This window comes from Picosynechococcus sp. PCC 8807 (genome assembly GCF_001693295.1).
Taxonomy (GTDB): domain Bacteria; phylum Cyanobacteriota; class Cyanobacteriia; order Cyanobacteriales; family MRBY01; genus MRBY01.
Genome location: NZ_CP016483.1, coordinates 2,234,198 through 2,258,713 on the forward strand (window position 1 = coordinate 2,234,198; position 24,516 = coordinate 2,258,713).

Sequence of the window (24,516 nt, forward strand, 5' to 3'; positions counted from 1 at the left end):
TCACTTAGTGAAAAACTAGCGGCCCATTTTTTGCTTCATTTGCCGAATTTGTTCGTCCATTTCCCACTTTTGGAACTGAGCTTCGAGGGGATCGGTGGCACTGTTGTAGGTTTGGCGATCGCCATTGGTACCACTAAAGTTTTCCCAACTGCTGGTGTAGGCATCCTCTACTTTTTGAGACGCTTGCAGTTCATCCATTTTTTGCTTCACTTCCTGGCGTTTCTGCTGGAGCTGCACCAAAAGAGACTGGGCCTGTTCAATGCGTTTTTTAGTGCCTTGCATCTTGCCCCAGAGTTGATTCCCCTGGCGGAGGAGGGCCGCTTCCCTCGCTTTGGCGGCGCTGGCGAGATCCGGTCTCCGACCCGCTTCGGCCTGTTGTACCCGCTGGTGCCAATGTTGGATATCCTGGGCCACCTGGGCGATCTGTTGCTCCACCTGGGTCAGTTGCCGTTGTAGATCCTGGGTGAGGCGGTTGGCTTCTCGTTCTTGTTCTTGGAGTTGCTCGGCGATCGCCTGGAGTTCTAACTGGGGATGTGCCTTGAGAAATTCCTCTAATCGCGTCTCAAAAAACTGCCCAACTTCGCTAAAAAGACCCATAATTCCGCCGTTTTCACAATTGCTGACTTTAGGTTAGCTTTTTTTAGGGAGGTCTGCTACAATCATTTATCGTCACGCCAGGAGAGATGGCTGAGTGGTCGAAAGCAGCACATTGCTAATGTGCCGAGTCGTGTACGCGGCTCCGAGGGTTCGAATCCCTCTCTCTCCGTACCAAAATTAACTAAATATATTCCCCTGTATTTCCCGCAACTCCCTACGATTGACGGGATTTTTTAGTATTTCCCCGGTTCCTTGGGCTTTCAGAAGAAATGTGTGGAGTTCTATCGATTTATAAATTCCCCAGGGGCGATCGCCAGAAAATCAAAGGGAATTCGCTATTTATTAAAGACAGATCATCCCGTTGTCCGTTGAAGGATTTTTCCCATGAAACCGACCCACAAGTTTCAGGTCAAAGCCGTTTTACCCCCTGTCCTGGAACCCCTACGCCGCCTCGCCCATAACATCCACTGGGATTGGAATGTCGCCGCAAAAAGTCTCTTTGTTCGCCTCGATCCAGACCTATGGCAGCAGACGAGCCACAATCCGGTGGCGATGTTGGGTCGCGTTGACCAAGCCCGCCTCGATGAACTAGCTAAGGATGACGGTTTTATCGCCCACATGGAACGGGCCATTGAACAGCTCGATGACTACCTCCAACAACACACTTGGTACCACAAAGCACGGGGCGAAACCAAAGGCAAAGAATGCTATGCCTATTTCTGTGCGGAGTATGGCCTCAGCTACTGCCTGCCGATCTATTCCGGGGGATTGGGGATTCTTGCGGGGGATCACCTCAAATCCGCCAGTGATCTCGGTTTACCCCTAGTAGCCGTCGGTTTGCTGTACCAGGAGGGGTATTTCGCCCAGTATCTCAACCATGACGGCTGGCAACAGGAAGAATATCCGATCAATGATTTCTACAATATGCCCCTCCATTTAGAAAAAGATGACCAGGGAAATGAACTGATCATTGAGGTGGAATTTCCGGGGCGGATGATCTATGCACGGGTTTGGCGTATCGATGTGGGGACGGTGCCCCTCTATATGTTAGATACCAACATTGAGCAGAATACCAACCCCTACGACCACGACATTACCGATGAACTGTATGGGGGCGATCGCGATCTCCGGCTCCACCAAGAGATCCTCCTGGGTATCGGCGGCGTGCGCATGCTCGAAAAACTAGGCTACAAACCGACGGTCTACCACATGAACGAAGGCCACAGCGCCTTTTTGATCCTGGAGCGCATCCGCAAACTCATGCAAGAGCAAGGCTTAACCTTCCGCCATGCCCAACAGTTTGCCCTCTCGACCCAAATGTTTACGACCCACACCCCGGTTTCTGCCGGTTTCGATCTTTTTTCCCCGGAGCAAACCCTGCATTATGTGGGCCACTATGCCGAAAAATTTGGCCTCTCCCCAGACCGCTTCCTGGGCCTGGGTCGGGAAAATACCGGGGATCTAGAAGCCCCCTTTAATATGGCGATCTTTGCCCTCAAACACAGTGCTTTTATTAATGGTGTGAGTCAACTCCATGGCCAAGTTTCCCGGGAAATGTTCCATAGCTTGTGGCCAGATTTTCCCCGCGATGAAGTGGGGATTACCTCGATCACGAATGGTGTCCATGCCCGCAGCGTCACCGCCCCCGCAACCCAAGATCTCTACGACCGCTACCTGGCCCCCACCTGGGATGAAGCCCCCGCCGAAAGCCATATCTGGGAAAAAGTGAGCACCATTCCCAACGAAGAACTATGGCGTAACCACGAGCGTCAACGCTCCGATTTGGTTGTCTATATTCGGCAGCACCTCGCCAAGCAACTGCAAAAACAAGGAGCCACTGAAGCGGCGATCGCCAAAGCCCGCCAGGTACTCAAGCCCAACCTCCTGACCATTGGCTTTGCCCGTCGCTTTGCCACCTACAAACGGGCCAACCTCTTTTTGTATGACATTGAACGCATTAAAAAAATTATCCTCGGCAATCCAGAGCGTCAAGTGCAATTTGTTATCGCCGGGAAAGCCCACCCAAAAGATATTCCGGGGAAAGAACTAATCCGCAACATCATCCATACCGTCCAGGAAGAAGGCCTCGAAGATTACGTCGTCTTCTTACCCAATTACAATATTCACATTGCCCGCAAAATGGTGTCTGGGTGCGATGTGTGGCTTAATACCCCCCGACGCCCTCGAGAAGCCTCTGGCACTTCCGGGATGAAAGCGGCGATGAATGGCTTGCCGAATTTAAGTGTCCTTGATGGCTGGTGGGATGAGGCCGACTATACCCGCACCGGTTGGGCGATCGGCCACGGGGAAATTTACGATGATCAAGATTACCAAGACCGGGTAGAAGCCAGTGCCCTGTATGAACTGCTAGAAAAAGAAATTGTGCCGCTGTTCTATACGCGCAACAGTTTCGATGTCCCCGAAGGTTGGGTCAATAAAATGAAGGAGGCCATTCGCCTGAATTGCCCCATGTTTAATACATCGCGGATGCTCCGGGACTATGCCCAGAAGGCTTATTTTAAATTGAGCGATCGCCATTTTGAACTCAGCGACAATCACTACCAAGCCGTCCAAGAACTCGCCGATTGGAAATCCCAACTCTTTAAGGCCTGGTACAACATCCGCGTCGAAGCCTTTGATGTCGGGGAGTCCGCCGAAATCGACATTCAACAGCCCGTCCATGTCAAAGCAATTCTCGATCTCGCAGCCCTGACCCCAGACGATCTGGCCGTGCAAATTTACCTCGGCACCATCAATGACCAGGACGAACTCATTAACGGCGAAAGTTACCCTATGACCTTCCAGGGCCTGACCACCGACCAAAAAGCAATCTACCAAGGCGTTGTGCAATACAAAAAAAGTGGCTACCAAGGCATGGCCCTACGTATTCTTCCCCACCACCCTCACCTAGATGATGCCACCGAACCCCGGCTCATCCGTTGGGCCTAGGACAAACCGTCCAAGAGACGATGCCAATGGCAATTTACCCCTATACTGGGGAAGAACTTTCCCTGAGAGAGTTTACGTTTCTTAAAATTATCGGGCAATCATTAAAGCCCGAATGCCTTGTGAGACAATAGTCTAAGCTATTAAACTAAGCAAGAATCCATTTATTAAAACAGCAATAATATGAGCGTCGTTAGTCAAGTTATCCTGAGAGCCGATGACGAACTCCGCTATCCCAGCAGCGGTGAACTCTCGGGGATTAAAAACTTTTTAGCCACTGGGGCGGTACGGATCCGCATTGCGGAGGCCCTTGCCGACAACGAAAAGAAAATCGTTGACCAAGCCCAAAAGCAACTGTTTAGCATCCACCCAGAATATCGAACCTCGGGCGGGAATGCAGCCACCACGAAGCAATATAACCAATGTCTGCGGGACTACGGTTGGTACCTACGTCTGGTCACCTACGGTATCCTCGCTGGCGACAAAGATCCCATTGAAAGGATTGGTTTAATCGGGGTGAAGGAAATGTACAACGCCCTCGGTGTACCGGTGCCTGGGATGGTTGATGCGATTCGCTGCCTCAAGGATGCCGCCCTTGGTGTGCTTGATTCAGAGGAAGCAAGAATTGCTGCTCCTTATTTTGACTTCATTACCCAAGCAATGTCCTAGGGTTGAGTTCTGGGATTGCGGTCTAATTCAATTCAATTATTCCGTCAGGGATCAGGGTTGTTTGCGCACCCTGATTTTTTATTGCTTTCGAGCCACCCCTCTGCTCCCTTCAAGGGCCACCCCTCTAACTCCCCTCAAGGGGAGAATGGCACCCTCCGGCCTGACGGCCACCTCCCTCAAGGGAGAATTTCTTCCGACGTTCAGCCACCTTCCCCAGGGAATTACCCCTTCCGGCTTTCAGCCACCTTCCCCAGGGAAGGATGGTTGTTGGGTATCCTAGCAATTGACAGATTTGTCCGTGGGTAAAGAATAGAGATGACAGCATCACGAACCCAAGATTATGGTTTTCCTTGGATTTCCTTGGGACTTTTTTGTTTGGCCTATGGGGTGTTTGGTTGGCTGGTGGGGGAAATGGTCCCCGCGTGGCAGGCATGGCTCTTAGGGCATCAGACATGGTTTTTCTGGCCTATTGATCAGGCGATCGCCTTTAAGATGGCCTGGGGATTTGGCGGGGGACTTGTGCTGCTTTTGATGGTGGTCTTAGTGGCTCCTCTACGAATCATGCAATTGTTATTTGGGACTTGGTTGCGCTCCGATGCTAAGGCCTTTACATCGGTCTTAGCCTGGGCCTTTGCGGCGGTCTTGATTATTTGTTGGCTAGAGCAATTTGTCCGCTTTTTTGTGTTGCTTTCAGCGGGGATTTTGTGTCACTTAGATTTACAGATTCGCGGTTATCGGGTGTGGCAGGTGTTCCTCATTCTCAGTGGGATGGGCCTGGGGAGTTTTGCCTTGGGGGGATATTTATTTTCTCAGTTTCAAATTGAGATTGCCCAATTCTGGTCTATTTTCCAAGCCGCTTAGATATTTTCCCTGGGAAGTCAGTTTTGTATTTGCGACCTTTCTCCAGGGAAGAGCTCTCTCTATCCTATGGCATCTCCCCAAGGGGAAATTGGTTTAGGCTTGGGCAAGAATCGGTGGAATGCAGGGTTTGCCGCTGGGGGTGGTGAGGCTGGGGCTTGAGGTTTCGGTGCGACAGTGAATTTCGGCAGCGAGAATTGGGGGTTCAAAGGAGGCGATCGCCGCTTCAACGGTTTGGAAAGTCACCCCTTGGGCGAGAATTGGCGGAATGCAGGGTTTACCACTGGGGCTACTGACCAAGACGGGGGTAGAGTCGGTGCGGGGCTGGATGGTGGCGGCCAGGATCGGCGGTTCTAGGGTATTCGGGACGGTGTGATCCTTCAGGCTTGCTGTTTCTGCCGGGGCCGGATTTTTTGCGGCGGCAAGTTGCGTTTCCAGGGTGGCAATTTTGCCTTGATACTCTTGCTGTAAGGTGGCGATCGCCTCCCGTAACCGTTGCTCATGGTTGGTTTCGCTGGTTTGTAGATCCCGTCGTAGTTGACTCAGTTCTGTTTCTAAAGTGCCCAGCCGATTCAGGTCATCTTTTTTGACGAGGTAAAACGCCCCCGCACCAACACCACAACCAATCACAAAGGGAATAATCCACATAATTTCAATACACTCCAGGCAAAACCACTAAAAAAACAGATCGATTGTGACCTTTTTGCTGTATTTCAAGGCAATCGGCTTTTGATTTTAGCGAATTTTTCTGGATTTAGGCTGATTCGCTCGCATTCAACCCCTGTAAAGCTTGCATTAACCCCTTTTGACTAGCCATGCCATAGACATAATTAAGGTAACTTTGGAAAGCTTGGGCATCCTCTGGATTAAGGGCGATCGCCCCCAAAAGATCGAGGCTCGTGGTGCCATCGGTGGGCGGCGTAATCACAACCAAATCTGGATCGAGGGGATGGTCATATTGCCAGAACTGTTTAATATCAATAGTTTTCGGGTTCTGTTGCGGTTGGACTGTCTCAAGTTCAGCCTGGTCATGGCTGGGTAAATTGGTCGCAGTTGCCGTGGCAAAATGTTGCCGTCGGTAGTCCCGGAGCGCATCGAGGATTTGTTGCTTGGTGCGGCCCCGCAGTTGAAAAATCACAAAGGGATCTTCGTTAAAGCGATCGCCGAGTTGATAATAAACCGCGCCAATGTGCTTACAGGGGTTGGCTTTATCGGGGCAGGTACAGCGGGAGTGGATATCTGCCAGGGTAAAGGGAAACAAATTTAAACCATTTGCCGTGAAGACCTGCTCAATGGCCGCCGGCATTTCCCCGGCTAGCAGTTGGGCCGAAAAGAGCGCCTTTTGGGCTAAACTTTCCACCACATAGCCCCAAGCTTCGTCACTAAAGGGGTCTAGTTTTAAAGAAACGCGGTAGGGTTCTGGTTCGCTCCCCTGCACGAGGGCAATCGCCTGGGCTTCGACGAAATCAATTTGCAGCACATTACCCGCTTTCGCATAGATGCGCGCCCGTTCGAGACGTTTTTTAAAGCGGTAAGAATCCAGTAATTCTAGCCACCGTTGTACCCACCAACGCTGTTGATCGAGGGTTTCTACCATGATCTAATGTTCCTCTGAAAATGTACGCCCATCACCTTTTTCTCTCCCAATCGTTTCCCAAGAAAAGGGCTACGGATTCAAATTGCGGGATTTGTAAAACGTTTCCAGACTATCTTGATCCCCCACAAAGCGCCAATGCCAAGGCTCGTAGGCGATGCCCTGGGGATTATCTCGCGGGAAAGACAACTCAAAACTATAACGGGCGGCATTATTTTGGAGCCACTGAAACGCCGCTGTATTTTCAAAGTTTTCCTGGAGGTGGGTCGCTGGCAAATTTCCATCCCCTAGATCAATGGCATAGCCCGTATGGTGTTCACTGTAGCGGGGGGGCGCACTCACCTCAGCCCGCTTGGTGGTGTCCTGGGCGCGCTGTTCTTTAATGTCAAAAAATAAATATTGTTGCTCTTCGATGGTGCGGAAGGCAGAAAGTAAGGCTAAGTTGATCCCGGCTTGTCTGGCATCGGCCTGCATTTGAAGAAACTTTTCGGCGGCGGCGGGGCGTAATTTCAAGCGACCATCGGCACTCACGGCGACCAGTTCACTGACCTCGGCTTCGGGGTAGGGAAAATGACCGAGAATTTGTTCGCTGGTTTCGGTATCATTGCTGCCTGATTCGGACGGAGAAACATCGCTGGCAAGATCCTCTGGAGCAGCGGGATCTGGGGTAGCCTGGAAAAACTGGCGTGAGGCGATCGCCCCAAACCCGACAATGAGGATTCCCCCCAACCCTAACAAGAGGCGTTGCTTGGGGTTAGATCCCGTGGTTTTTTCGCTTTGTTCTGGATCTTCGTCCCGCACGACCTCAGGAATATCAATGTCATCCAGGACAGAGAGGTCATCAAATTCTTCGGACACGCTCAATTCCTACCGCTGCACTCCCTAAATATTTTGTGGTTCTATCTTATGTTGCTTTCTTCGCAATGGGGAAGTTCTCCGGCAAAATCATCATCTGGTGTTAGGCTCAAACAAGGATCAAAGGTTAGGGACTCTATGGCAGAATTGCTGCTGCAATTGGCGCTCATCTACGGCAAGTTGGGGCTCGGCATTGGGGGCGGTTGGCTCCTGGGGAAATATCTCCCTGCATCCCTGGGGCGCAATCTGGGCAAAGGTCTGTTTTGGTTTGGTATTCCCTTGAGTGTGTTTGGCTTTGTGCGCCAGGTGGATTTGACAGGCACTCTCTGGTTTGCGCCGGTCGTTGCTTGGTTGGCGATGGGACTCTGTTTTGGGGTGGCTTGGCTCTGGTTGCGTTACCGTACCCCCGATTTATCGCTCCCCTCCCAGGGCAGTTTCCTATTGGTTTCGAGCATTGGTAATACGGGCTATCTGGGCTATCCGATCAGTTTGGCGATCGCCGGGCCAGAAACCTTTGCTTGGGCTTTGTTCTACGACTTACTGGGCAGTCTGTTGTGGGGCTATGGGGTCGGGGTGATGGTGGCTACCTACTACGGCCAGGGGGAAAATCAAACTTGGGGGACGCGCCTGAAAAATATGGGTACCCAGGTGGGCATCAACCCTTCCCTCTGGAGTTTGGTGTTGGGGTTGGCCTGTAAGCCGCTCGTTTTTCCGGAACCTTTGGAATGGAGTTTAGAAATCGCTTCCTGGGTAGTCATTGGTTTGGCGATCATCTTGATCGGGATGCGCCTAGGGGAATTGGAACCGGGCCAAGAAATACCGCCAGTGCGCAGTAGTCTTTTGATCAAAATGGCGATCGCCCCGTTTCTGTTCGGCTTGATCTTGCCCTTTTTTAATCTGCCCAATGTTATTTGTCTAGTGTTGGTGTTGCAGATCGCGATGCCGCCCGCCTTTGCCACCCTGATCGTCAGCGAAACCTATGCCCTCGATCGCCAGTTAGCCGTTAGTTCCCTGGCCACTGGCACCCTACTTTTGTTGGGAACGCTACCCATTTGGCTCTTGTGGTTTCGTTAACTGAGTGTGCGACATTGCCCTTGGTGCCGCAAGAGATGATCACACAGCACGAGGGCGACCATCGCTTCCACCATCGGTACGGCACGGGGTAACACGCAGGGATCATGGCGGCCTTTGGCGGCGAGGGTTGCTTCTTCACCGGCTCGTGTGGCTGTCTGTTGTTCTTTCCCAATGGTTGCAGTGGGTTTAAAGGCGACCCGCAGGACAATGTTTTCGCCGTTGGAAATGCCCCCTTGGATACCCCCAGAACGGTTGGTTTTAGTGCGGATCTGGCCCTGGTCATCCACGGTAAATTCATCGTTGTGTTCTTGGCCCGTGAGCAAAGTCCCCGCAAAGCCAGAACCAATTTCAAAGCCTTTGCTGGCTGGGAGCGACATGGCCCCTTTGGCTAAATCTGCCTCGAGCTTATCAAATACAGGCATCCCCAGGCCGACAGGGACATTGCGAGCCACACATTCAACCACCCCCCCGATGGAATCCTTTTGCTTGCGAATCTCATCGATCAGGGCAATCATTTTTTCCGCCGCCGCCGCATCGGGACAACGAACAATGTTGCTTTCTACTTGCGCAAGGGTGACTTGATTCGGGTCAATATCAACGGCTTCACAGTCTTTGATCCGCTTGACATAGCCGATAATTTCTACCCCGGCCACCTGCTGGAGGATTTTTTTGGCGATCGCCCCCGCTGCCACCCGACCGATAGTTTCCCTCGCCGAAGAGCGACCACCCCCTTCATAGTTGCGAATCCCATACTTCGCATCGTAGGTAAAATCCGCGTGGGAAGGACGATATTTTTCCTTCATTTCCGAATAATCCTTGGAGCGTTGATCTTTATTGCGCACCAAAATTGAAATCGGAGTTCCCGTTGTTTTTCCCTCAAAGACCCCAGACATAATCTCACAGCGGTCGGCTTCGTTCCGAGGGGTTGTAATGCGACTTTGGCCCGGACGACGGCGGTCTAATTCCGCCTGGATTTCCGCTTCAGAAATTTCCACGAGGGGCGGACAACCATCAATCACGACGCCAACGCCACCCCCATGGGATTCACCGTAGGTTGTAATCCGAAATAAATGTCCGAAGCTGTTGCCCATAGGTCTGATCGCAATGATGAAAGAGAAAAATTTGTGCCGAAATTTCAGAAAATTTCGAGACTGTATTGTAACCCAGTTCCCCAACCCTACCGCCTGTCATGACGTTAATTCCCCTCACTAGCCCAGAATAATTTTCTTGAGGAACGACCGCAGTTTCCTATAATTTTTCCAGTTCTATCTCTCCCCACCCATTGCCCATGGCTTCCCGTAGTAAAGCTCTCCAGTACTACATCTTGGTGCGTCTGCTCCTGGCTCCCTTGATGTTGTTAACCATTATCACCGTCGTCTTTCTGCTCCTCCGGGCGACCCCAGGCGATCCTGCTGATGCAATCCTCGGCAACCGTGCCCCTGAAGCGACCAAGGCCCTACTCCGGGAACAACTAGGCTTAGATTTGCCCCTCTGGTTACAGTATGTCCGTTACCTCGGCAGCCTGTTGCAATTTGACTTGGGAACATCCCTCACCAGTCGCGGCTTACCGGTGTGGGAGGTGATTCAGCAGCATTTTCCCGCAACCGTAGAATTAACCTTGTTTGGCATGATTGTTGCGGTGGTGGTGGGGGCTGGCGTGGGGATGATTGCAGCCTCCCGCCAAGGCACTTGGTTTGATGTGGGCGGGCGATTATTTGGGATTATCACCTACGCACTGCCTTTGTTCTGGATGGGAATGGTGGTGCAACTCATTTTTTCGGTGCAGTTGGGGTGGTTTCCCCTGGGGACACGCTTTCCGTTGGATGTGCCCCCACCGCCCACCTTGTCGGGCCTCTATACCCTCGATAGTCTGCTCACGGGAAGTTTTTTGCAACTCAGAACGGCTTTGTATTATTTGGTGTTGCCCTGCTGTACGTTGGGAATTCTCTTGAGTGGTATTTTTGAGCGCATTGTGCGGGTTAATCTGCGCCAAACGTTGCAGTCGGATTATGTCGAAGCGGCGCGGGCCAGGGGGATTCCTGAACGAAAAATTCTCTGGAACCATGCCCTGAAAAATGCGCTCATTCCGGTAATCACGGTCTTGGGTTTAACCTTCGCGGCTTTGTTGGGAGGAGCGGTTTTAACGGAAGTGACATTTTCCTGGCCAGGTTTGGGGAATCGTCTTTATGAGGCAATTTCCCTGCGGGATTATCCAACGGTACAGGGGATTATGGTGTTTTTCGGGGCGATTGTGGTGGTGGTCAGTCTGGTGATTGATATTGTGAATGCGTTGATCGACCCACGGATTCGTTACTAACTAGCCCCAGAGGAAGCGCAATGACCAAAAGGGCAGCAGCAACACAAGGATCAGCCAATCCCAACGGTGGAAGCGCAGTTGATGCCAACGGACAAGGTGCTGGTTTGGACTGGTGAAGCCCCGGATATCCATCGCCGTCGCCATTTGTTCAGCCCGCATTAGGAGATTTTCGAGGAGTTTTTCGGAGACCATCAGCCACAGTTGAGCACTCTGTTTGAACCCTAGGGTCTTCCAGGCGATCGCCCTTGTGCGGACTGAACGCGTTAAATTCTGAATTTCCTCCAACACGAGGGGAATAAATCGGAGCGAGAGGGTCAGGGTGAGCAAAATTTCTGTCACCGGAACCTTGAGTCGGCGCAGCGGCCCCAGGAGAAACTCTAAACCCGTGGTGATTTCTTCCGCTGCCGTGGTCAACAGATAGAGATTGGTGCTGTAGAGCAACGTGAAAATTTGTGTACTGAGCTTAATGCCCAGATCGAGTTTGAGGCGCGTGACGGAGATAAATTTAAACTGCCACACCACATATTCATAGTTTTGCTGAATATCTAGATCCTCTGCCGGTAAACGGGGCTGATGATCAAGCACCAAGCCATCGGGGGTGATTAACGTAACCCCAAACAACACCAAACAAAAAATTAATAGCAACCCCATCTGTTGTTTCCAGACCCGCAGGGGAATTAATGCCGTTAGGGTGATCGCGATTAATAACCCCACCAAACCCAAGCGCCACAGGTTGTTCGCCAAAATCGGCCCAATCAAAAAACTCATCAACCAAGCGAGTTTTACCCGGGGGTCTAGTCGGTGGAGCCAGGTTTGGGGCTGCTCCAGATATAACCCAATGGGCAGCGATCGCATCAAATCCATCGTGGTGAAAATTCCGTAAAAAAATCAACTTCCATTATGTAATAAGCCTTAAAATTTCCCGCCCTCAGAAGGGAGTATGCTGGATCCTAGGGATAAAAGCCCATTTGAAAAACCCCGTTAACAGTCGTCCCATGATTAGAAAAATTCTCTTCGCTGATTCTGGCACTGGGCAAGTCCAGGATATGTTGAAAAACTTGCTCAAGCTCCCTGCCTTCAAAGACACTAGCATTAATATTCTCCATGTTGTGAAGGAAGAGCTGACTCCCGACATCGAACAAAAAGGCTACGAAACCGGTGGTAAGCTCCTCGCCCAAGCGATCCAAGACCTCAAGCTTGATCCTGGCAACGTCAACACCATCCTGCGCCAAGGGGACCCTAAAGACGTGGTCTGCAAAGTCGCCGATGAGATTGATGCCGACCTAATTTTGATGGGCTCCCGGGGACTCAAACGGCTACAGTCGATCCTCGCTAATTCTGTGAGTCAATACGTCTTCCAGCTCACCAATCGCCCGATGCTCCTGGTCAAGGATGACATCTATGTGCGCACGGTCAAAAAAGTTATGGTCGCCATCGATAAGTCCGATGCGGCGATGTATGGTTTGGATCTAGCCCTGCAAATGCTGCGGGACTATAGTGGCTGCGAACTGCTACTCCTGCGGGTTAACCCTGATTTACCAGGGAATCTTTCCCTTTCCCAAGCAGAAATGGACGCGAATCCGGCCCTCGCTCCAGCGATTCAACGGGCTAAACAAATGGGCATTGCGTACAAAACGTTAGTCGTTGGGGGTCGTCCTGGGGCCACAATCTGCAATGTCGCCAAAGACCAAAACATTGACTTGTTAATCCTAGGTTCCCCAGACCGCCGTCCTTCCATTGCTAAGAGTATGCCTGACCTGGATCGCTTACTGGGCACGTCTCTATCGGACTATGTGCGGGTAAATGCGCCTTGTCCTGTGCTCTTAGCTCGGACTGATGCCAGCTAAAAAGAAACCCGATTCACAGCCATAAAAAAGGGGGCGATCGCCAAGGATCTGTCCCCCATTGTTTTTTATCGTGTTTTTTTAAAATGGTTTTTCTTAGGAAGCCGTTTTGTTGGTCTGGATATAAAGGATCAACAAAAAAACGGTGGGTACGAGTACAAAAAGAATCGTTGCAATGAAACCGAGATCGTTAACTTGCATTGAATAATCGCCTCTTCATCGAGCTAGATCACAATGATATCAAGAATATCACCTCTAGCTCCTTACCAGGGGCGATCGCCACGGGGATTCCCAAAGAATATCTTCCTAAACAAAAAACCAAAGAGGCTGCCCTTAGGGTTTGGTTTTTACAACAACATCCCCATGGGCCAAGGTTTGGCAAGCAAGGCGATAGCTGGGGGGCTTACGCTTGAGACGCCGCTTCTCAAAATCAGTCTTGGGCGACAGGTTTTCCATCCCCTCCAGAATCTCGACAATGCAGGTTCCGCATTGGCCAACACCACCGCAATTCATCAATTTTCCGCCGAAAGTGTACAAATCCACGCCATTTTGCAGGGCTTTTTCCCGTAAATTTGCACCATCTGCCGCAATCACGTCCTTATTTGCCGGAACGTAGGTGATATTAGCCATGAACCCTCCTGTGTTGAATAAATGATCAATTCTATTTTAACAAGGTTAAGTTTTTATAAGAAAAATTACGAACCCAACGCTGTTTTGTCGATCCTAAGGCCTCTCCCTTGGGCAAATCAAAGCGGGTATGATAATCCAGAGCGACATCACCCCTCACCCATCTGTAATTTCCATGGAAGAACTGCTTTATCTCGAAGTCCCTACCCCCGACACTGACAAAGTTTGTCATTGGCTACAGACCAGTTGGCAACCCCGGCACGGAGAGAAGCAGCAGACCCCCACAGGCATTCGCCTAGTCGCCAATGGGGCCAAACTCTCGATTTTCACCTGGAATGTGCAGCGTACCACCTACTTAAAAGTATTTGCCTGGGCGTCAGGATTTCCCCAGCCCCAGAGTCTTTGTCGCCAACTCAAATCAGATTTAGAACAGGCTTTCCCCAATCAGTACCCAGCCCCCCCTGAAATTCAACCAGGCCAATCCATTTTTGACGCTTTGGCCGCAGATTATCCGAAAACAGTCGAATATTTCCAGAAATTTCCCCAGGGAGAGTTTGACTTGCAGCGGGCCTATTGGTGGGAAAAACGCTGGCGAGAAACGGTGAAAAATCCCCAAGCGCCCCAACCCGTTATTTTTGAAAAAAATCAGCCCGCCGATCCCCAGTTCGCCCAATATGACTTGGTTTACATTGGTGGCGCTTTAGGGGTGATTCATGCTGCTGTTATGGCACGACTGGGTTACAAGGTGTTGCTAATTGAGCGGTTGCCCTTTGGGCGGATGAACCGGGAGTGGAATATTTCCCGCAGTGAACTCCAAAGTCTGATTAATCTGGGCTTGTTTGATGAAACAGAAATTGAAACCTTAGTTGCCCGTGAATATAAAAATGGGTTTAACAAGTTTTTCGATGGGAATAATCCATCCCACCTCAAGGCGAATATTCTCTACACGCCGACGGTGCTGAATATTGCCGTAGCTTCGGAACTGTTGCTCGAAAAATGTGGTGAAAAATTACGGGCTGCTGGGGGCGAAATTTGGGATCAGACGGAATTTATCCGGGCAGATATTGGCCGGGAACGGGCGCAGATTTTCACGAAATCATTGGCGACCGGGGAAGAAAAAATTGTTCAGGCGCGACTGCTGATAGATGCGATGGGGACGGCTTCTCCCATTGCGGCGCAGTTGAACCAGGGACGTCCTTTTGATAGCGTTTGTCCGACAGTAGGGGCCGTGGTGAAGGGGTTTGACCCGGCGGTGTGGGATAGCGAATATGGGGATGTTTTAAATTCCCATGGGGATATTTCCCGGGGCAGACAGTTAATTTGGGAATTGTTTCCGGGTCAAGGGGACGAGATGACCATTTATCTGTTCCACTACCACGAGGTAAATCCGGAGAATCCGGGGTCTTTGTTGGAAATGTACGAAGACTTTTTCAGCATTTTGCCGGAGTACCGCCGCTGTGACATGGCACAACTCACCTTTGAGAAGGCGACGTTTGGTTATATTCCGGGTTATTTCAATGTGGGCGCAGGCGATCGCCAAGTGGCCTTTGATCGACTCCTCGCCATTGGGGATGCGGCGTCCCTCCAGTCTCCGTTGGTCTTTACGGGGTTTGGTTCCCTGGTGCGCAATTTAGACCGTCTGACAAAACTGCTGGATATTGCCCTCCAAAAAGATCTCCTCGACCAGCAGAATTTGAGCAAGATCCGCGCCTACCAAAGTAATATTGCGGTGACTTGGCTCTTTTCTAAGGGGATGATGGTGCCGACGGGGATGAAGTTACCGCCCCAACGGATCAATGCCATGTTGAATACCTTCTTTGGGCTTTTAGCGGATTCCCCCCCAGAGGTGGCCGAGACCTTTATCAAGGATCGCACCAGTTGGCTGATGTTCAATAAGCTGGCCCTGGTTGCCGCCCGCCAAAATCCGGCATTGCTGGTGTGGATTTGGCAAATGGCTGGGGCGAAGGACTTTATCCGCTGGGTCGGTGCTTATTTTGCCTTTAGTTTTGATGCGGTGTTGAGTCTGCTGTTGATGGGTTGGTTACCCCAGTGGCTCGAAAACTCGGAAGCTTGGCTATCGGAAAAATACCCTTCCCTCTGGCTGAGTCTGCTCAGTTTGAAATATCGGCTCACCGTCGGCACCTAAAATGTTATTGACCTTGGCAACGGATTAGCGGCATTTACGATGATTACAGTGCAAGTGGGCGATCGCCTTTTTGAAAATATTACGGGGATCATTTTTGATAAAGATGGCACCCTCGCCGACTCCCAAAACTACCTGCGGGAACTGGCCCAAAAGCGCGCCCGGTTGATCGATGCCCAAATTCCTGGGGTGGGAGAACCGCTCCTGATGGCCTTTGGGATGGTGGATGGAGTGCTTGACCCGACGGGCTTAATGGCGGTGGGCAGTCACCCAGAAAATGCGATCGCCGCCGCTGCCTACATTGCCGAAACGGGGCGCAGTTGGTTTGAAGCCCTTGACATTGCCAAAAAAGCCTTTGCCGAAGCAGAAGAAATCCTTGGCGATCGCAGCGACACCTCACCGCTGTTTACCGGCAGCCTGGAGGTGCTGAAATTTTGCCATGATGCTGGGTTGAAGCTGGGCATTCTCTCCATGGACAGCACCGCTAATGTGGAAATTTTCGTCAAAACTTACCAGTTGCAAGACTATATTCAGCTAAAAATGGGTGCAGAATTTGGCCTCAAGCCCGATCCAGCCTTATTTTTACAAGCCTGTGCAACCTTAGGCACTGAGCCACGTCAAACCCTAATGATTGGCGATGCCCCAGGGGATATTCAAATGGCCAAGGCGGCAGGGGCCGCGGGCACCGTGGGAATTTGTTGGGGAGATGCCACCCAAGCGCACCTAGAAACAGCGGATGTGGCGATCGCCAACCTCGATGACGTGAAAATTTTGCGGGGCTAAAACCAATGCACGGGAATCGACGACAGTTTTTAACCTATGGGGGCTTGGCCCTAGGGAGTTTACTTATTTCGCGTGGGATTATTGCAAAATCTCAGGCGATCGCTAATCCTGTACCAACTGCTCTCAATACCCCAGCCCCAGGGGAGACGCGCCTGGTGGTGATTAGCGACCTGAACAGCGCCTATGGTTCCACGGATTATCTGTCCCAAGTGAAACGGGCGATCGCCTTGATTCCTGATTGGCAACCGGATCTAGTGCTCTGTGCGGGCGATATGGTCGCAGGCCAAAAAAGTAGCCTCACCCCAGCCCAGCTCACCGCCATGTGGCAAGTCTTTGAACGATACATTGCCCAACCCCTGCGCCAAGCAAACATTCCCTTCGCCTTCACCCTAGGGAACCACGATGCTTCCGGCTCCCTTCGTGATGGAGAATATGCCTTTGCCGCAGATCGTCAGGCGGCCAGTCAATATTGGCGCAACCCTGCCCATACTCCGACCCTAGACTTTGTTGACCGTCGTCATTTCCCTTTCTATTACAGCTTTACTCAAAACGATATTTTTTATTCTGTGTGGGATGCTTCCACCGCCCGCATTAGTCCAGCACAGTTGGCTTGGATCGAAGCCAGTCTTGCCAGTGACCAAGCCCAACGGAGTCGTTTACGGTTCGCCCTAGGCCATTTATCCCTTTATCCCGTCGCTTCGGGCAGCCGCTCAGAACCAGGAAATTATCTCTATGATGGCGATCGCCTCCAGGCTCTGCTCGAAAAATACAACGTCCACACCTACATCAGCGGTCACCAACACGCTTACTATCCCGCTCACCGGGGGCAATTGGAACTGCTCCATACTGGTGCTTTAGGAGATGGGCCGCGTTCTCTAGTTCAAGGCAATCTTTCCCCCTACCGGAGCCTTACGATAATTGATATTCCCAGGGGCGGCACAAACTTGCGCTACACCACCTACAACATGGATCGCCTGACTGTGGTTGATCACGGCACTTTACCCGGCAGTTTGAATACTCCGAGGGGACATTTGCAACGCCGCGATCTGCGGGCCACTTGAGCAAGATTTCTGGCGATCGCCAACCTGGATGCGCTAAAAATTACCTAGACTGTTGGGATTTGAGGAGAAAAACAAATGCAAGTTTGGTTAACGAGTGTTGTCGTCCTGTTTATCGCAGTGCAAATTTTTCAGCTAATCAAAGGATTTTTTGTGCCCTTGCCTTTCTACATTTTGGGGGGCGCTTTTTTGGCGATCGCCTCCAACTATGACAAAGGCATCATGACAGTCTTCAAATCAAAGGAATCACCCGACGACCAAAGCAACACCAAATCCTAATCGCTAAGGCAATCTGCGCGAAAAACTTATGTTAGCTTGAAGGCAAGGCAAGCGGTAAAGCCCCAGGTGAGAAAAAACTATGACCCCACAAACATTGGCAAAACCCATTTCCCCCGAAGCCTATTTAGCCCAAGAGGAACAGGCAAGCGATCGCCACGAATATATCCAAGGAGTGATTAAACCCATGGCTGGTGGGACACCTATTCACAATGAAGTTAGTGGCAATTTATATATTGCTTTAAAACTAAGGCTCAAAAAAAGTCCCTATCGAGTTTTTCACGTTGATCAGCGACTCTGGATTCCCTCCCAGCAAATTTATACCTATCCCGATGTAATGGTCACTGGCAAGCCCTTGGTGTTGCAGGAGGGGCGAAAAGATACCGTTTTAAATGCCTGCCTCATTGCCGAAGTGCTTTCCCCTGCGACAAAAAACTATGACCGCAGCGAAAAGTTCCATTACTATCGCCCTATCCCAGAGTTTCAAGACTATCTGCTCATCGAACCGGAGCGGCTATTTGTGGAGCATTACCATCGCCAAGGCCCGAAACAATGGAGCCTCACGGAATACACGGCCATTGACGAAGTGATTCACCTTGTTTCTATCGACTGCGATCTGGCCCTAGCCGATATTTACGAAGACATCGAATTGTAATTTTGCTTGTTCGCCATGGCAAATATGTGGGAATGCGGTAAGTTAGGCGATCGCCACCAATCATCAAACTAATGCAAAGTCTTAAGGACGGGAACTTAACGCTGTCATAGCCCTCTAAGATGGAACTAGGTAACTATGCGCAGCCCCGAACGAAAATTCCCATGAACAGCAGCACCCCTTGGATCCTTTTGGGAACAGTCCTTCTCCTCGGCTCCGGCACCCCCGGACTGTCCCAGACCGCCCCTGAAACAAGCAATAACGCCGCCAACGCGATCCAACGGTATAACGCGGGGGTCGATGCCCTCACCCAAGGGAATTTTGAAGGGGCGATCGCCGAATTTTCAGCGGCCATTAACCTCGACGAATCCGACCCCGACGCCTACTACAATCGCGGCTACAGCTACCATGTCCTGGGGGAATACCAGGCCGCCTACGATGACTATAGCCAGGCGATCCAGCTCAAACCCGAATTTGCCGACGCCTACGGGAACCGCTGTTACGCTGCCTATTTGCTCGACAACTATGAACAGGCGATCGCCGATTGTGACCAAGCGATTATCCTCAAAAATAACAATCCAGATTTTTTCATTAACCGGGGCAACGCCTACGACGATCTCGCACTCCAGGCCCGCAACGCCAACCAAACCGAACTCGCCAACGGTTACCATGCCAAGGCGATCGCCGACTACAACGCAGCCCTGACCCTCCGGCCCAACTATTTCAAGGCCTACTACAATCGCGCCCTGGCCCACAACCGTTTTGAAAATCACACTGCCGCCCTCCAGGACTACACCGCCAGCATTACTGGCAATCCTGAATTCGCCGAAGCCTACTACAACCGCGCCATTACCCACTACAAACTCGATAATCTCGAACAGGCGATCGCCGATATGACCCAAGCTGTCTCCCTTTTTGAGCAGCAAAACCAAGCCACAAACCAAACCCAAGCCCTCAAAATTCTCGAAAGCCTCCAAGGTCAGCTCTGAAATTCCCCAATCGCTCCGATAAAATAAAGGGCAAATATTGTTAACAATCGTGGCGCAACCTAATATATATAGATTGTCGGGCCACACCAAGGAGAATCAAAAAACGCATGGGTAGAGTAGTCGGCATCGATCTAGGAACCACAAATTCCGTCGTTGCAGTGATGGAAGGCGGCAAACCCCTTGTCATTGCAAATTCCGAAGGAGCCAGAACCACCCCCTCCGTCGTTGGTTTTAACAAAGATGGCGAACTCCTCGTCGGCCAAATGGCGCGCCGTCAAGCCGTACTCAACCCCCAAAACACCTACTACGGCGTCAAACGTTTCATGGGTCGCCGCTACAGCGAACTCACCCCCGAATCCAAACAAGTCCCCTATACCATTCGCCGCACCGATACCGATACCGTCAAAATTCGTTGTCCCCGTCTCCGCCAAGAATTCGCCCCCGAAGAAATTTCTGCCAAAATTATCCGTCGTCTTGCCGACGAAGCCGAACGTTACCTCGGTGAACCCGTCACAGGCGCCGTAATCACCGTACCCGCCTACTTCAACGATGCCCAACGCCAGGCAACCCGTGATGCCGGACGCATTGCCGGCCTTGAAGTCCTGCGAATTATCAACGAACCCACCGCCGCCGCCCTTGCCTATGGCCTAGAACAACAAGGCAGTTCCTCCATCCTCGTCTTTGACCTGGGCGGCGGGACCTTCGATGTCTCCGTCCTAGAAGTGGGCGATGGCGTTTTTGAAGTGAAAGCCACCAGTGGCGATACCCAGCTTGGTGGGAATGATTTCGATAAAAAAATTGTTGATTGGCTCGCTGAAAAATTCCTCGAAGCGGAAAATATTGATCTGCGCAAAGACCGCCAATCCCTCCAACGACTCACCGAAGCCGCCGAGAAAGCCAAAATTGAACTGTCTGGGGTCACGGTCACTGAGATCAATCTTCCCTTTATTACCGCCACCGAGGAAGGCCCGAAGCACCTCGAAACCCAACTCGACCGTGCCACCTTTGAGGGCCTTTGTGGAGAATTGATCAGTCGTTTGCGTCGCCCCATTAAACGTGCCCTCCAGGATGCAGGCATTAGCCCTGTGCAAATTCGAGAAGTAGTTCTTGTGGGGGGTTCTACCCGTATTCCCCTCGTGCAGGGTCTCGTGCGGAGTTTCATTGACCGCGAACCCAATCAAAACGTCAACCCCGATGAAGTAGTGGCAGTGGGGGCAGCGATCCAAGCGGGGATCCTCGGTGGAGAAGTCAAAGACATTTTGCTCCTGGATGTAACGCCTCTGTCCTTAGGGCTAGAAACCATCGGTGGTGTGACGAAAAAGCTGATTCCCCGGAATACGACAATTCCAGTGCGGCGTTCAGATATTTTTTCGACGGGGGAAAATAACCAAACCGTTGTCGAGATTCATGTGGTTCAGGGGGAACGGGAAATGGCCCAGGGGAATAAATCCCTCGGTCGTTTTAAGTTAACGGGAATTCCACCAGCGCCCCGTGGAATTCCCCAGGTGCAGGTGTCCTTTGATATTGATGCAAACGGTATTTTGCAGGTGTCGGCGCGGGATAAAACCACTGGACGGGAACAGAGTATTACGATCCAGGGTTCCTCCACCTTGACAGATAGTGAAGTGAACCGGATGATGCGGGATGCAGAGCAATTTGCCCAAGAGGATCGAGAGCGACGGGAGAAGGTTGAAAAGCGCAACCGGGCCAAAGCTTTAACGGATCAAGCCCAACGCAGATTGAAGGAAGTCACCCTTGATTTTGGTAGTCAGTTTGCGAGCTACTATCGTCGCCGCATTGAGAGTTTGTCCCAGGAAATTTTAGAGAGCCTCAAACAAAATGATGATCGCCGTTTGGATCGCGCCCAGGCGGATTTACAGGATGCGTTGTATGAGCTTAACCGCGAGGTACGCCTCCAGTATGACCAAGGGGAAGATGATTCTTTCTTTGACACGATTAAGAAAACCTTGATCGGTGATGATGAGGATGATTTGTACTATGATTCCCGTTCTAACTACCGACCAGGGGCTGGTTACCCACCCCAGCGGGGCTATGATGCGCCACCACCCCAACGCAACTATGACTATGCCCCCCGGCCACCCCAAAGACCGCAACCGACCCGCAATTATGACTATGGGGCTGCCCAACCGCGCCAAAATTATGGGGGCGATCGCCCGCTAGATGACCGCTATGGGAATGGTACTGCCCCCCGTCGTCCCGTGGAACCGCCCGCTTCTCGACCACCGCGACCCACCAGTCGCGATCCCTACGAACAACGGAACGTCTCCCGCAAGTATTACAGCCAAGGCCAGGGGCGCAATATCCCCTACGAAAATGATTGGGACGAGGACGATGAATGGTTCTAGACAGTTGTTTTACTTCGTAATTCCGGCATAATAAACATCACATCTGGGAACAGTGCGCCATTATCTAAGGAGAGAATTCCTCACTCTGTCGCCTAAATATGAACAATTTGCGTAACTATTATGAAATTTTAGGCGTTCCTCGTAATGCCTCTAGTGATGAGATTAAGCGCTCCTTTCGACGGTTAGCGCGGCGCTATCATCCGGATGTCAACCCAGGGGATAAGGTAGCAGAAGAAAAGTTTAAGGATCTCAACGAGGCCTACGAAGTGCTGTCCGATGATGGGCGGCGATCGCAGTATGACCAGTTCACCCGGGCCATGGGGGGAAAATACAGTCGCCCTGGTTTTAATCGCACCAATCGACCCCAGCGCAACGATTTTAGTCAGTTCGCCAATATTGGCAGTGTCAATCCCTTTGGGCCGAAAGACCGACAGCAGACCACCGCCCGGGTTCGGAGCAATAGCTACGAAGATTTTCGCCCCGGCACCACAAAAACAACCAAAGTGGCTACCCCAAAATCCCCTGCCAAACGGGATGTGGAAGCACGTCTCACCCTGCCCCTGGAAAAAGCCTATCGCGGTGGGCGAGAACGGATTCGTCTCGAAGATGGGCGATCGCTTGAAGTCGATATGCCGCCCCACATGGTCGATGGCCAGCGCATTCGGTTGCGCAATCAGGGTATCAATGGCGGTAACTTATATCTCAAAATTACTGTGGCTCCCCATCCTTTCTTTGAAGTGCAGGGTGCTGATATTTACTGCCAAGTGCCCCTCAGTCCTAGCGAAGCTATTTTGGGTGGTTCCATCGAAATTCCGACCATTGACGGCCTAGTAAAAATGACTGTGCCCAAGGGGGTTAAACCAGGTCAGCGATTACGGTTGGCGAATAAAGGGTATCCCCGTAGCTCCGGCTCTCGTGGCGATCAACTGGTAGAAGTCCAGCTTGTTTTACCACCAGAAATTACCGAAGAAGAGCGGGCTTTGTACGAAAAATTACAGGAAGTCGAAAGTTTTAATCCCCGCAAAAATATTTATCAGTATTCGTAAATTCGTAAAATGCTCAATCAAGGCTGGGTCTACCGGGATCGCGTGAAACCCTCCCAAGCGGGCCTAGCGGTCTTGGATTTTTATGCAGAATTTTATCGCCATTCAACGCGACAAGAATGGGCGAAACGGATTGAAAACCAGCAAATTTTTGTAGACGGCAAACCAGCCACTGCCACACAACGTTTAGCAAAAAATCAACGGCTAGAGTATCATCGTCCCCCTTGGGAAGAGCCAGATGTGCCGTTAAATTTCCAAATTTTGCACCAAGACCCCCATTTTTGGATCATCGATAAACCAGCGGGTTTACCGGTGCTGCCAGCGGGAAATTTTTTAGAAAATACGTTGTTAGCGCAACTCAAAAGGCAATTTCCTGACGAAACACCAGTGCCGATTCATCGCTTGGGACGGGGGACTTCTGGGTTGATGATCCTGGGGAGATCGCCTTTGGGGCGACAATCCCTAACACGCCAATTACGAGAACATCAAATCACAAAAATTTATCGGGCCGTCATTCCAGCGGGCGATTATCCTGATCAAATCACCATCACCACGCCCATCGGCAAAATCTGCCATCCTAGCCTGGGGACAATCTTTGCCGCCACAGCAGATGGTTTATCTGCCCATAGTGAAATGCGAGTTCTAGAACGTCTAGCAAAAGTTTCACGGGTTGAGGTGCAAATTTTCACTGGACGCCCCCATCAAATTCGGATTCACATGGCAGCAATGGGCTTTCCCCTGGTCGGCGATCGCCTTTATCTTCCAGGGGGCTTACCGGCTATTTATGAAGATGCTAATCACAGTCCTTTGCCAGGGGATTGTGATTATTCTCTTAATGCTTATTACCTAAAGTTTCAACATCCCCACCAGGACAAACCAATCGATTTTTTCTCGCAGCTTCAGGCGTCTTGTCTAGATTTCTGATTGCAATTGTACGGCCAGGGGAGTGAGCTGGATCGTTTCAAAGGGCATATCAATCCCTGCTGCGGTTAAAGCGGTAAAAACTTTTTCTCGGAGAGCAAAGCGTTCGGGAATATGGGTTCGCTCATTGCGTAACCAAACCTGAAGTTGGAGTGCCACATTATAGTCATTGAGAGCTGTCACCACCACTTTAGCGGGCGGTGTGTCGGTAAATATGCTGCGATCATCGACCAAAGACAAGAGGATCTGTCGTACCCGCTCTAGATTTTCATGGACAGCGACGGTGACATCAATATCGAGGCGTAACTGCGGAAAATTGGTGTAGGAGATTACCGTTGAATTGATCACGACAGAATTGGGCACCGCTAACATCCGGCCATCAACGGTAACAATGCGCGTGCTCCTTAGGGTAATTGTTTCGACGCGACCATAGAGGCCATTAATTTCCACGAGGTCATCAATCACAAAGGGCCGATCCCAAAAAATGAGCAGTCCAGAAATCAAGTTAGAAAGGGCATCCCGGGCAGCAAAACCGACCGTTAATCCCACAAGTCCCAGGCTGGTGACGATTGCGGCCATGTTAATCCCAACTGCGTTGAGGGCTTGGATCGCGCCAAAGGTCAAAATGGCGTAGCGAACGAGGGTTCTTAAGAAGCTGGCGGAGGTTTTATCGAGTTTTGATTTTTTGAAGGACGCATAGAGGGGCACATCAACAATCTTCCAAAGGCAGTAGAACACTGCGAAGGTAATGAGGGCAACGACGAGGTTGATTAGGCCCTGGGCGATTTGGTCACCGATAACCTCTAGGTTAAAAACGTTTTGGAGGCGATTGGCGATGCTGGTGAACAGGGTTGACATGGTGCTGCGTAGTGGCAATGACTTTAGTGTAATGGGGCGATCGCCT

At 51.1% G+C, this 24,516-nt stretch carries 25 protein-coding genes and 1 tRNA gene; 17 read left to right on the plus strand and 9 right to left on the minus strand.

Translation table 11 applies throughout. The features are described from left to right. Positions 1 to 15: 15 nt before the first annotated feature. Positions 16 to 597 carry a TIGR04376 family protein gene (locus tag AWQ24_RS10890; RefSeq protein WP_012307738.1) on the minus strand — a complete coding sequence of 194 codons (582 nt, stop codon included), beginning with the start codon at positions 595 to 597 and terminating at the stop codon, positions 16 to 18. 80 nt (positions 598 to 677) lie between these two features. Here AWQ24_RS10890 and AWQ24_RS10895 point away from each other — a divergent pair. The 5 genes from AWQ24_RS10895 (at position 678) to AWQ24_RS10910 (ending at position 5,073) form a co-directional block, all read left to right on the plus strand. After that, a tRNA-Ser gene (locus AWQ24_RS10895) sits at positions 678 to 766 on the plus strand. 215 nt (positions 767 to 981) lie between these two features. Continuing rightward, entirely contained in the window at positions 982 to 3,546 is a 2,565-nt protein-coding gene (glgP, locus tag AWQ24_RS10900; RefSeq protein ID WP_012307740.1) for an alpha-glucan family phosphorylase, read from the plus strand. 180 nt (positions 3,547 to 3,726) lie between these two features. Further along, entirely contained in the window at positions 3,727 to 4,212 is a 486-nt protein-coding gene (gene apcD, locus AWQ24_RS10905) for an allophycocyanin subunit alpha-B (RefSeq protein WP_012307741.1), read from the plus strand. 145 nt (positions 4,213 to 4,357) lie between these two features. Further along, positions 4,358 to 4,492: a hypothetical protein gene (locus tag AWQ24_RS16680; RefSeq protein WP_257784382.1), complete on the plus strand. Its 135-nt coding sequence runs from the start codon at positions 4,358 to 4,360 to the stop codon at positions 4,490 to 4,492. Positions 4,493 to 4,527: 35 nt separating this feature from the next. Continuing rightward, positions 4,528 to 5,073 (plus strand): hypothetical protein, encoded by a 546-nt coding sequence (locus AWQ24_RS10910; protein WP_065716818.1) that lies wholly within the window; start codon positions 4,528 to 4,530, stop codon positions 5,071 to 5,073. Between the two features lie 93 nt (positions 5,074 to 5,166). Here the strand turns inward: AWQ24_RS10910 and AWQ24_RS10915 are convergent, their stop codons facing one another. The 3 genes from AWQ24_RS10915 to AWQ24_RS10925 form a co-directional block, all read right to left on the minus strand. Continuing rightward, on the minus strand, positions 5,167 to 5,718 hold the full coding sequence (locus AWQ24_RS10915) for a hypothetical protein (RefSeq protein WP_065716819.1): 552 nt from the start codon (positions 5,716 to 5,718) through the stop codon (positions 5,167 to 5,169). 106 nt (positions 5,719 to 5,824) lie between these two features. After that, positions 5,825 to 6,667, minus strand: coding sequence for an SWIM zinc finger family protein (locus AWQ24_RS10920; RefSeq protein ID WP_065716820.1), 843 nt, complete (start codon positions 6,665 to 6,667; stop codon positions 5,825 to 5,827). 69 nt (positions 6,668 to 6,736) lie between these two features. Continuing rightward, the gene (locus AWQ24_RS10925; RefSeq protein WP_173867237.1) at positions 6,737 to 7,522 is read right to left on the minus strand and encodes a D-alanyl-D-alanine carboxypeptidase family protein; all 786 of its coding nucleotides are present in this window, start codon (positions 7,520 to 7,522) and stop codon (positions 6,737 to 6,739) included. Positions 7,523 to 7,657: 135 nt separating this feature from the next. Between AWQ24_RS10925 and AWQ24_RS10930 the strand changes: the two genes are divergently transcribed. Beyond that, a complete protein-coding gene (locus tag AWQ24_RS10930) occupies positions 7,658 to 8,593 on the plus strand; it encodes an AEC family transporter (protein ID WP_065716821.1) in 936 nt (311 codons plus the stop codon). Here the strand turns inward: AWQ24_RS10930 and aroC are convergent. Then, positions 8,590 to 9,684 carry a chorismate synthase gene (gene aroC / locus AWQ24_RS10935; protein ID WP_030006618.1) on the minus strand — a complete coding sequence of 365 codons (1,095 nt, stop codon included), beginning with the start codon at positions 9,682 to 9,684 and terminating at the stop codon, positions 8,590 to 8,592. The two genes, AWQ24_RS10930 and aroC, sit on opposite strands and share 4 nt — an antisense overlap. A gap of 197 nt (positions 9,685 to 9,881) precedes the next feature. Between aroC and AWQ24_RS10940 the strand changes: the two genes are divergently transcribed. Next, entirely contained in the window at positions 9,882 to 10,910 is a 1,029-nt protein-coding gene (locus AWQ24_RS10940; RefSeq protein WP_065716822.1) for an ABC transporter permease, read from the plus strand. On the opposite strand, the gene AWQ24_RS10945 is transcribed toward AWQ24_RS10940, so the two are convergent. Further along, the gene (locus AWQ24_RS10945; RefSeq protein WP_041443581.1) at positions 10,911 to 11,774 is read right to left on the minus strand and encodes an energy-coupling factor transporter transmembrane protein EcfT; all 864 of its coding nucleotides are present in this window, start codon (positions 11,772 to 11,774) and stop codon (positions 10,911 to 10,913) included. 131 nt (positions 11,775 to 11,905) lie between these two features. On the opposite strand from AWQ24_RS10945, the gene AWQ24_RS10950 reads away from it, so the two are divergent. Then, positions 11,906 to 12,757 (plus strand): universal stress protein, encoded by an 852-nt coding sequence (locus tag AWQ24_RS10950; RefSeq protein ID WP_065711086.1) that lies wholly within the window; start codon positions 11,906 to 11,908, stop codon positions 12,755 to 12,757. A 93-nt stretch (positions 12,758 to 12,850) separates the two neighbouring features. Here AWQ24_RS10950 and psbM read toward each other — a convergent pair whose 3' ends face one another. Together psbM and AWQ24_RS10960 are read right to left on the minus strand one after the other, a co-directional pair. Beyond that, positions 12,851 to 12,955, minus strand: a complete 105-nt coding sequence (gene psbM / locus AWQ24_RS10955; RefSeq protein ID WP_012307751.1) for a photosystem II reaction center protein PsbM — start codon at positions 12,953 to 12,955, stop codon at positions 12,851 to 12,853. 132 nt (positions 12,956 to 13,087) lie between these two features. Further along, positions 13,088 to 13,384: a 2Fe-2S iron-sulfur cluster-binding protein gene (locus AWQ24_RS10960; RefSeq protein ID WP_012307752.1), complete on the minus strand. Its 297-nt coding sequence runs from the start codon at positions 13,382 to 13,384 to the stop codon at positions 13,088 to 13,090. A 172-nt stretch (positions 13,385 to 13,556) separates the two neighbouring features. Here AWQ24_RS10960 and AWQ24_RS10965 point away from each other — a divergent pair, with 172 nt between their 5' ends. The 9 genes from AWQ24_RS10965 (at position 13,557) to AWQ24_RS11005 (ending at position 23,615) form a co-directional block, all read left to right on the plus strand. Beyond that, positions 13,557 to 15,527, plus strand: a complete 1,971-nt coding sequence (locus tag AWQ24_RS10965) for an NAD(P)/FAD-dependent oxidoreductase (protein WP_065716823.1) — start codon at positions 13,557 to 13,559, stop codon at positions 15,525 to 15,527. Positions 15,528 to 15,566: 39 nt separating this feature from the next. Then, a complete protein-coding gene (locus AWQ24_RS10970) occupies positions 15,567 to 16,307 on the plus strand; it encodes an HAD family hydrolase (RefSeq protein ID WP_065716824.1) in 741 nt (246 codons plus the stop codon). A 5-nt stretch (positions 16,308 to 16,312) separates the two neighbouring features. Further along, positions 16,313 to 17,368, plus strand: coding sequence for a metallophosphoesterase (locus tag AWQ24_RS10975; protein ID WP_065716825.1), 1,056 nt, complete (start codon positions 16,313 to 16,315; stop codon positions 17,366 to 17,368). 75 nt (positions 17,369 to 17,443) lie between these two features. Then, positions 17,444 to 17,644 (plus strand): hypothetical protein, encoded by a 201-nt coding sequence (locus AWQ24_RS10980; protein WP_012307757.1) that lies wholly within the window; start codon positions 17,444 to 17,446, stop codon positions 17,642 to 17,644. A 79-nt stretch (positions 17,645 to 17,723) separates the two neighbouring features. After that, positions 17,724 to 18,296, plus strand: a complete 573-nt coding sequence (locus AWQ24_RS10985; RefSeq protein WP_065716826.1) for a Uma2 family endonuclease — start codon at positions 17,724 to 17,726, stop codon at positions 18,294 to 18,296. A 161-nt stretch (positions 18,297 to 18,457) separates the two neighbouring features. Further along, complete coding sequence (locus AWQ24_RS10990) at positions 18,458 to 19,282, plus strand: tetratricopeptide repeat protein (RefSeq protein WP_041443935.1); 825 nt, start codon at positions 18,458 to 18,460, stop codon at positions 19,280 to 19,282. A 107-nt stretch (positions 19,283 to 19,389) separates the two neighbouring features. Beyond that, a complete protein-coding gene (dnaK, locus tag AWQ24_RS10995) occupies positions 19,390 to 21,648 on the plus strand; it encodes a molecular chaperone DnaK (protein WP_065716827.1) in 2,259 nt (752 codons plus the stop codon). Positions 21,649 to 21,746: 98 nt separating this feature from the next. Continuing rightward, complete coding sequence (locus AWQ24_RS11000) at positions 21,747 to 22,694, plus strand: DnaJ C-terminal domain-containing protein (protein WP_012307761.1); 948 nt, start codon at positions 21,747 to 21,749, stop codon at positions 22,692 to 22,694. A gap of 9 nt (positions 22,695 to 22,703) precedes the next feature. Beyond that, positions 22,704 to 23,615: an RluA family pseudouridine synthase gene (locus AWQ24_RS11005; RefSeq protein ID WP_065716828.1), complete on the plus strand. Its 912-nt coding sequence runs from the start codon at positions 22,704 to 22,706 to the stop codon at positions 23,613 to 23,615. Here AWQ24_RS11005 and AWQ24_RS11010 read toward each other — a convergent pair. After that, a complete protein-coding gene (locus AWQ24_RS11010; protein ID WP_012307763.1) occupies positions 23,604 to 24,470 on the minus strand; it encodes a mechanosensitive ion channel family protein in 867 nt (288 codons plus the stop codon). The genes AWQ24_RS11005 and AWQ24_RS11010 overlap by 12 nt on opposite strands. Positions 24,471 to 24,516: the final 46 nt, after the last annotated feature.

Excerpts from the sequence above, each read along its gene's own strand:
- AWQ24_RS10940 (WP_065716822.1), top strand. The coding sequence starts at position 9,882 with ATGGCTTCCCGTAGTAAAGCTCTCCAGTACTACATCTTGGTGCGTCTG.
- AWQ24_RS10920 (WP_065716820.1), bottom strand. The coding sequence starts at position 6,667 with ATGGTAGAAACCCTCGATCAACAGCGTTGGTGGGTACAACGGTGGCTA.
- AWQ24_RS10985 (WP_065716826.1), top strand. The coding sequence starts at position 17,724 with ATGACCCCACAAACATTGGCAAAACCCATTTCCCCCGAAGCCTATTTA.
- AWQ24_RS10950 (WP_065711086.1), top strand. The coding sequence starts at position 11,906 with ATGATTAGAAAAATTCTCTTCGCTGATTCTGGCACTGGGCAAGTCCAG.
- AWQ24_RS16680 (WP_257784382.1), top strand. The coding sequence starts at position 4,358 with ATGGCACCCTCCGGCCTGACGGCCACCTCCCTCAAGGGAGAATTTCTT.
- AWQ24_RS10910 (WP_065716818.1), top strand. The coding sequence starts at position 4,528 with ATGACAGCATCACGAACCCAAGATTATGGTTTTCCTTGGATTTCCTTG.
- AWQ24_RS10915 (WP_065716819.1), bottom strand. The coding sequence starts at position 5,718 with ATGTGGATTATTCCCTTTGTGATTGGTTGTGGTGTTGGTGCGGGGGCG.
- apcD (WP_012307741.1), top strand. The coding sequence starts at position 3,727 with ATGAGCGTCGTTAGTCAAGTTATCCTGAGAGCCGATGACGAACTCCGC.
- AWQ24_RS11010 (WP_012307763.1), bottom strand. The coding sequence starts at position 24,470 with ATGTCAACCCTGTTCACCAGCATCGCCAATCGCCTCCAAAACGTTTTT.
- AWQ24_RS10975 (WP_065716825.1), top strand. The coding sequence starts at position 16,313 with ATGCACGGGAATCGACGACAGTTTTTAACCTATGGGGGCTTGGCCCTA.
- glgP (WP_012307740.1), top strand. The coding sequence starts at position 982 with ATGAAACCGACCCACAAGTTTCAGGTCAAAGCCGTTTTACCCCCTGTC.
- dnaK (WP_065716827.1), top strand. The coding sequence starts at position 19,390 with ATGGGTAGAGTAGTCGGCATCGATCTAGGAACCACAAATTCCGTCGTT.
- AWQ24_RS10945 (WP_041443581.1), bottom strand. The coding sequence starts at position 11,774 with ATGGATTTGATGCGATCGCTGCCCATTGGGTTATATCTGGAGCAGCCC.
- AWQ24_RS10960 (WP_012307752.1), bottom strand. The coding sequence starts at position 13,384 with ATGGCTAATATCACCTACGTTCCGGCAAATAAGGACGTGATTGCGGCA.
- AWQ24_RS10930 (WP_065716821.1), top strand. The coding sequence starts at position 7,658 with ATGGCAGAATTGCTGCTGCAATTGGCGCTCATCTACGGCAAGTTGGGG.
- AWQ24_RS11005 (WP_065716828.1), top strand. The coding sequence starts at position 22,704 with ATGCTCAATCAAGGCTGGGTCTACCGGGATCGCGTGAAACCCTCCCAA.
- AWQ24_RS10965 (WP_065716823.1), top strand. The coding sequence starts at position 13,557 with ATGGAAGAACTGCTTTATCTCGAAGTCCCTACCCCCGACACTGACAAA.
- AWQ24_RS11000 (WP_012307761.1), top strand. The coding sequence starts at position 21,747 with ATGAACAATTTGCGTAACTATTATGAAATTTTAGGCGTTCCTCGTAAT.
- AWQ24_RS10970 (WP_065716824.1), top strand. The coding sequence starts at position 15,567 with ATGATTACAGTGCAAGTGGGCGATCGCCTTTTTGAAAATATTACGGGG.
- AWQ24_RS10990 (WP_041443935.1), top strand. The coding sequence starts at position 18,458 with ATGAACAGCAGCACCCCTTGGATCCTTTTGGGAACAGTCCTTCTCCTC.
- aroC (WP_030006618.1), bottom strand. The coding sequence starts at position 9,684 with ATGGGCAACAGCTTCGGACATTTATTTCGGATTACAACCTACGGTGAA.
- AWQ24_RS10890 (WP_012307738.1), bottom strand. The coding sequence starts at position 597 with ATGGGTCTTTTTAGCGAAGTTGGGCAGTTTTTTGAGACGCGATTAGAG.
- AWQ24_RS10980 (WP_012307757.1), top strand. The coding sequence starts at position 17,444 with ATGCAAGTTTGGTTAACGAGTGTTGTCGTCCTGTTTATCGCAGTGCAA.
- psbM (WP_012307751.1), bottom strand. The coding sequence starts at position 12,955 with ATGCAAGTTAACGATCTCGGTTTCATTGCAACGATTCTTTTTGTACTC.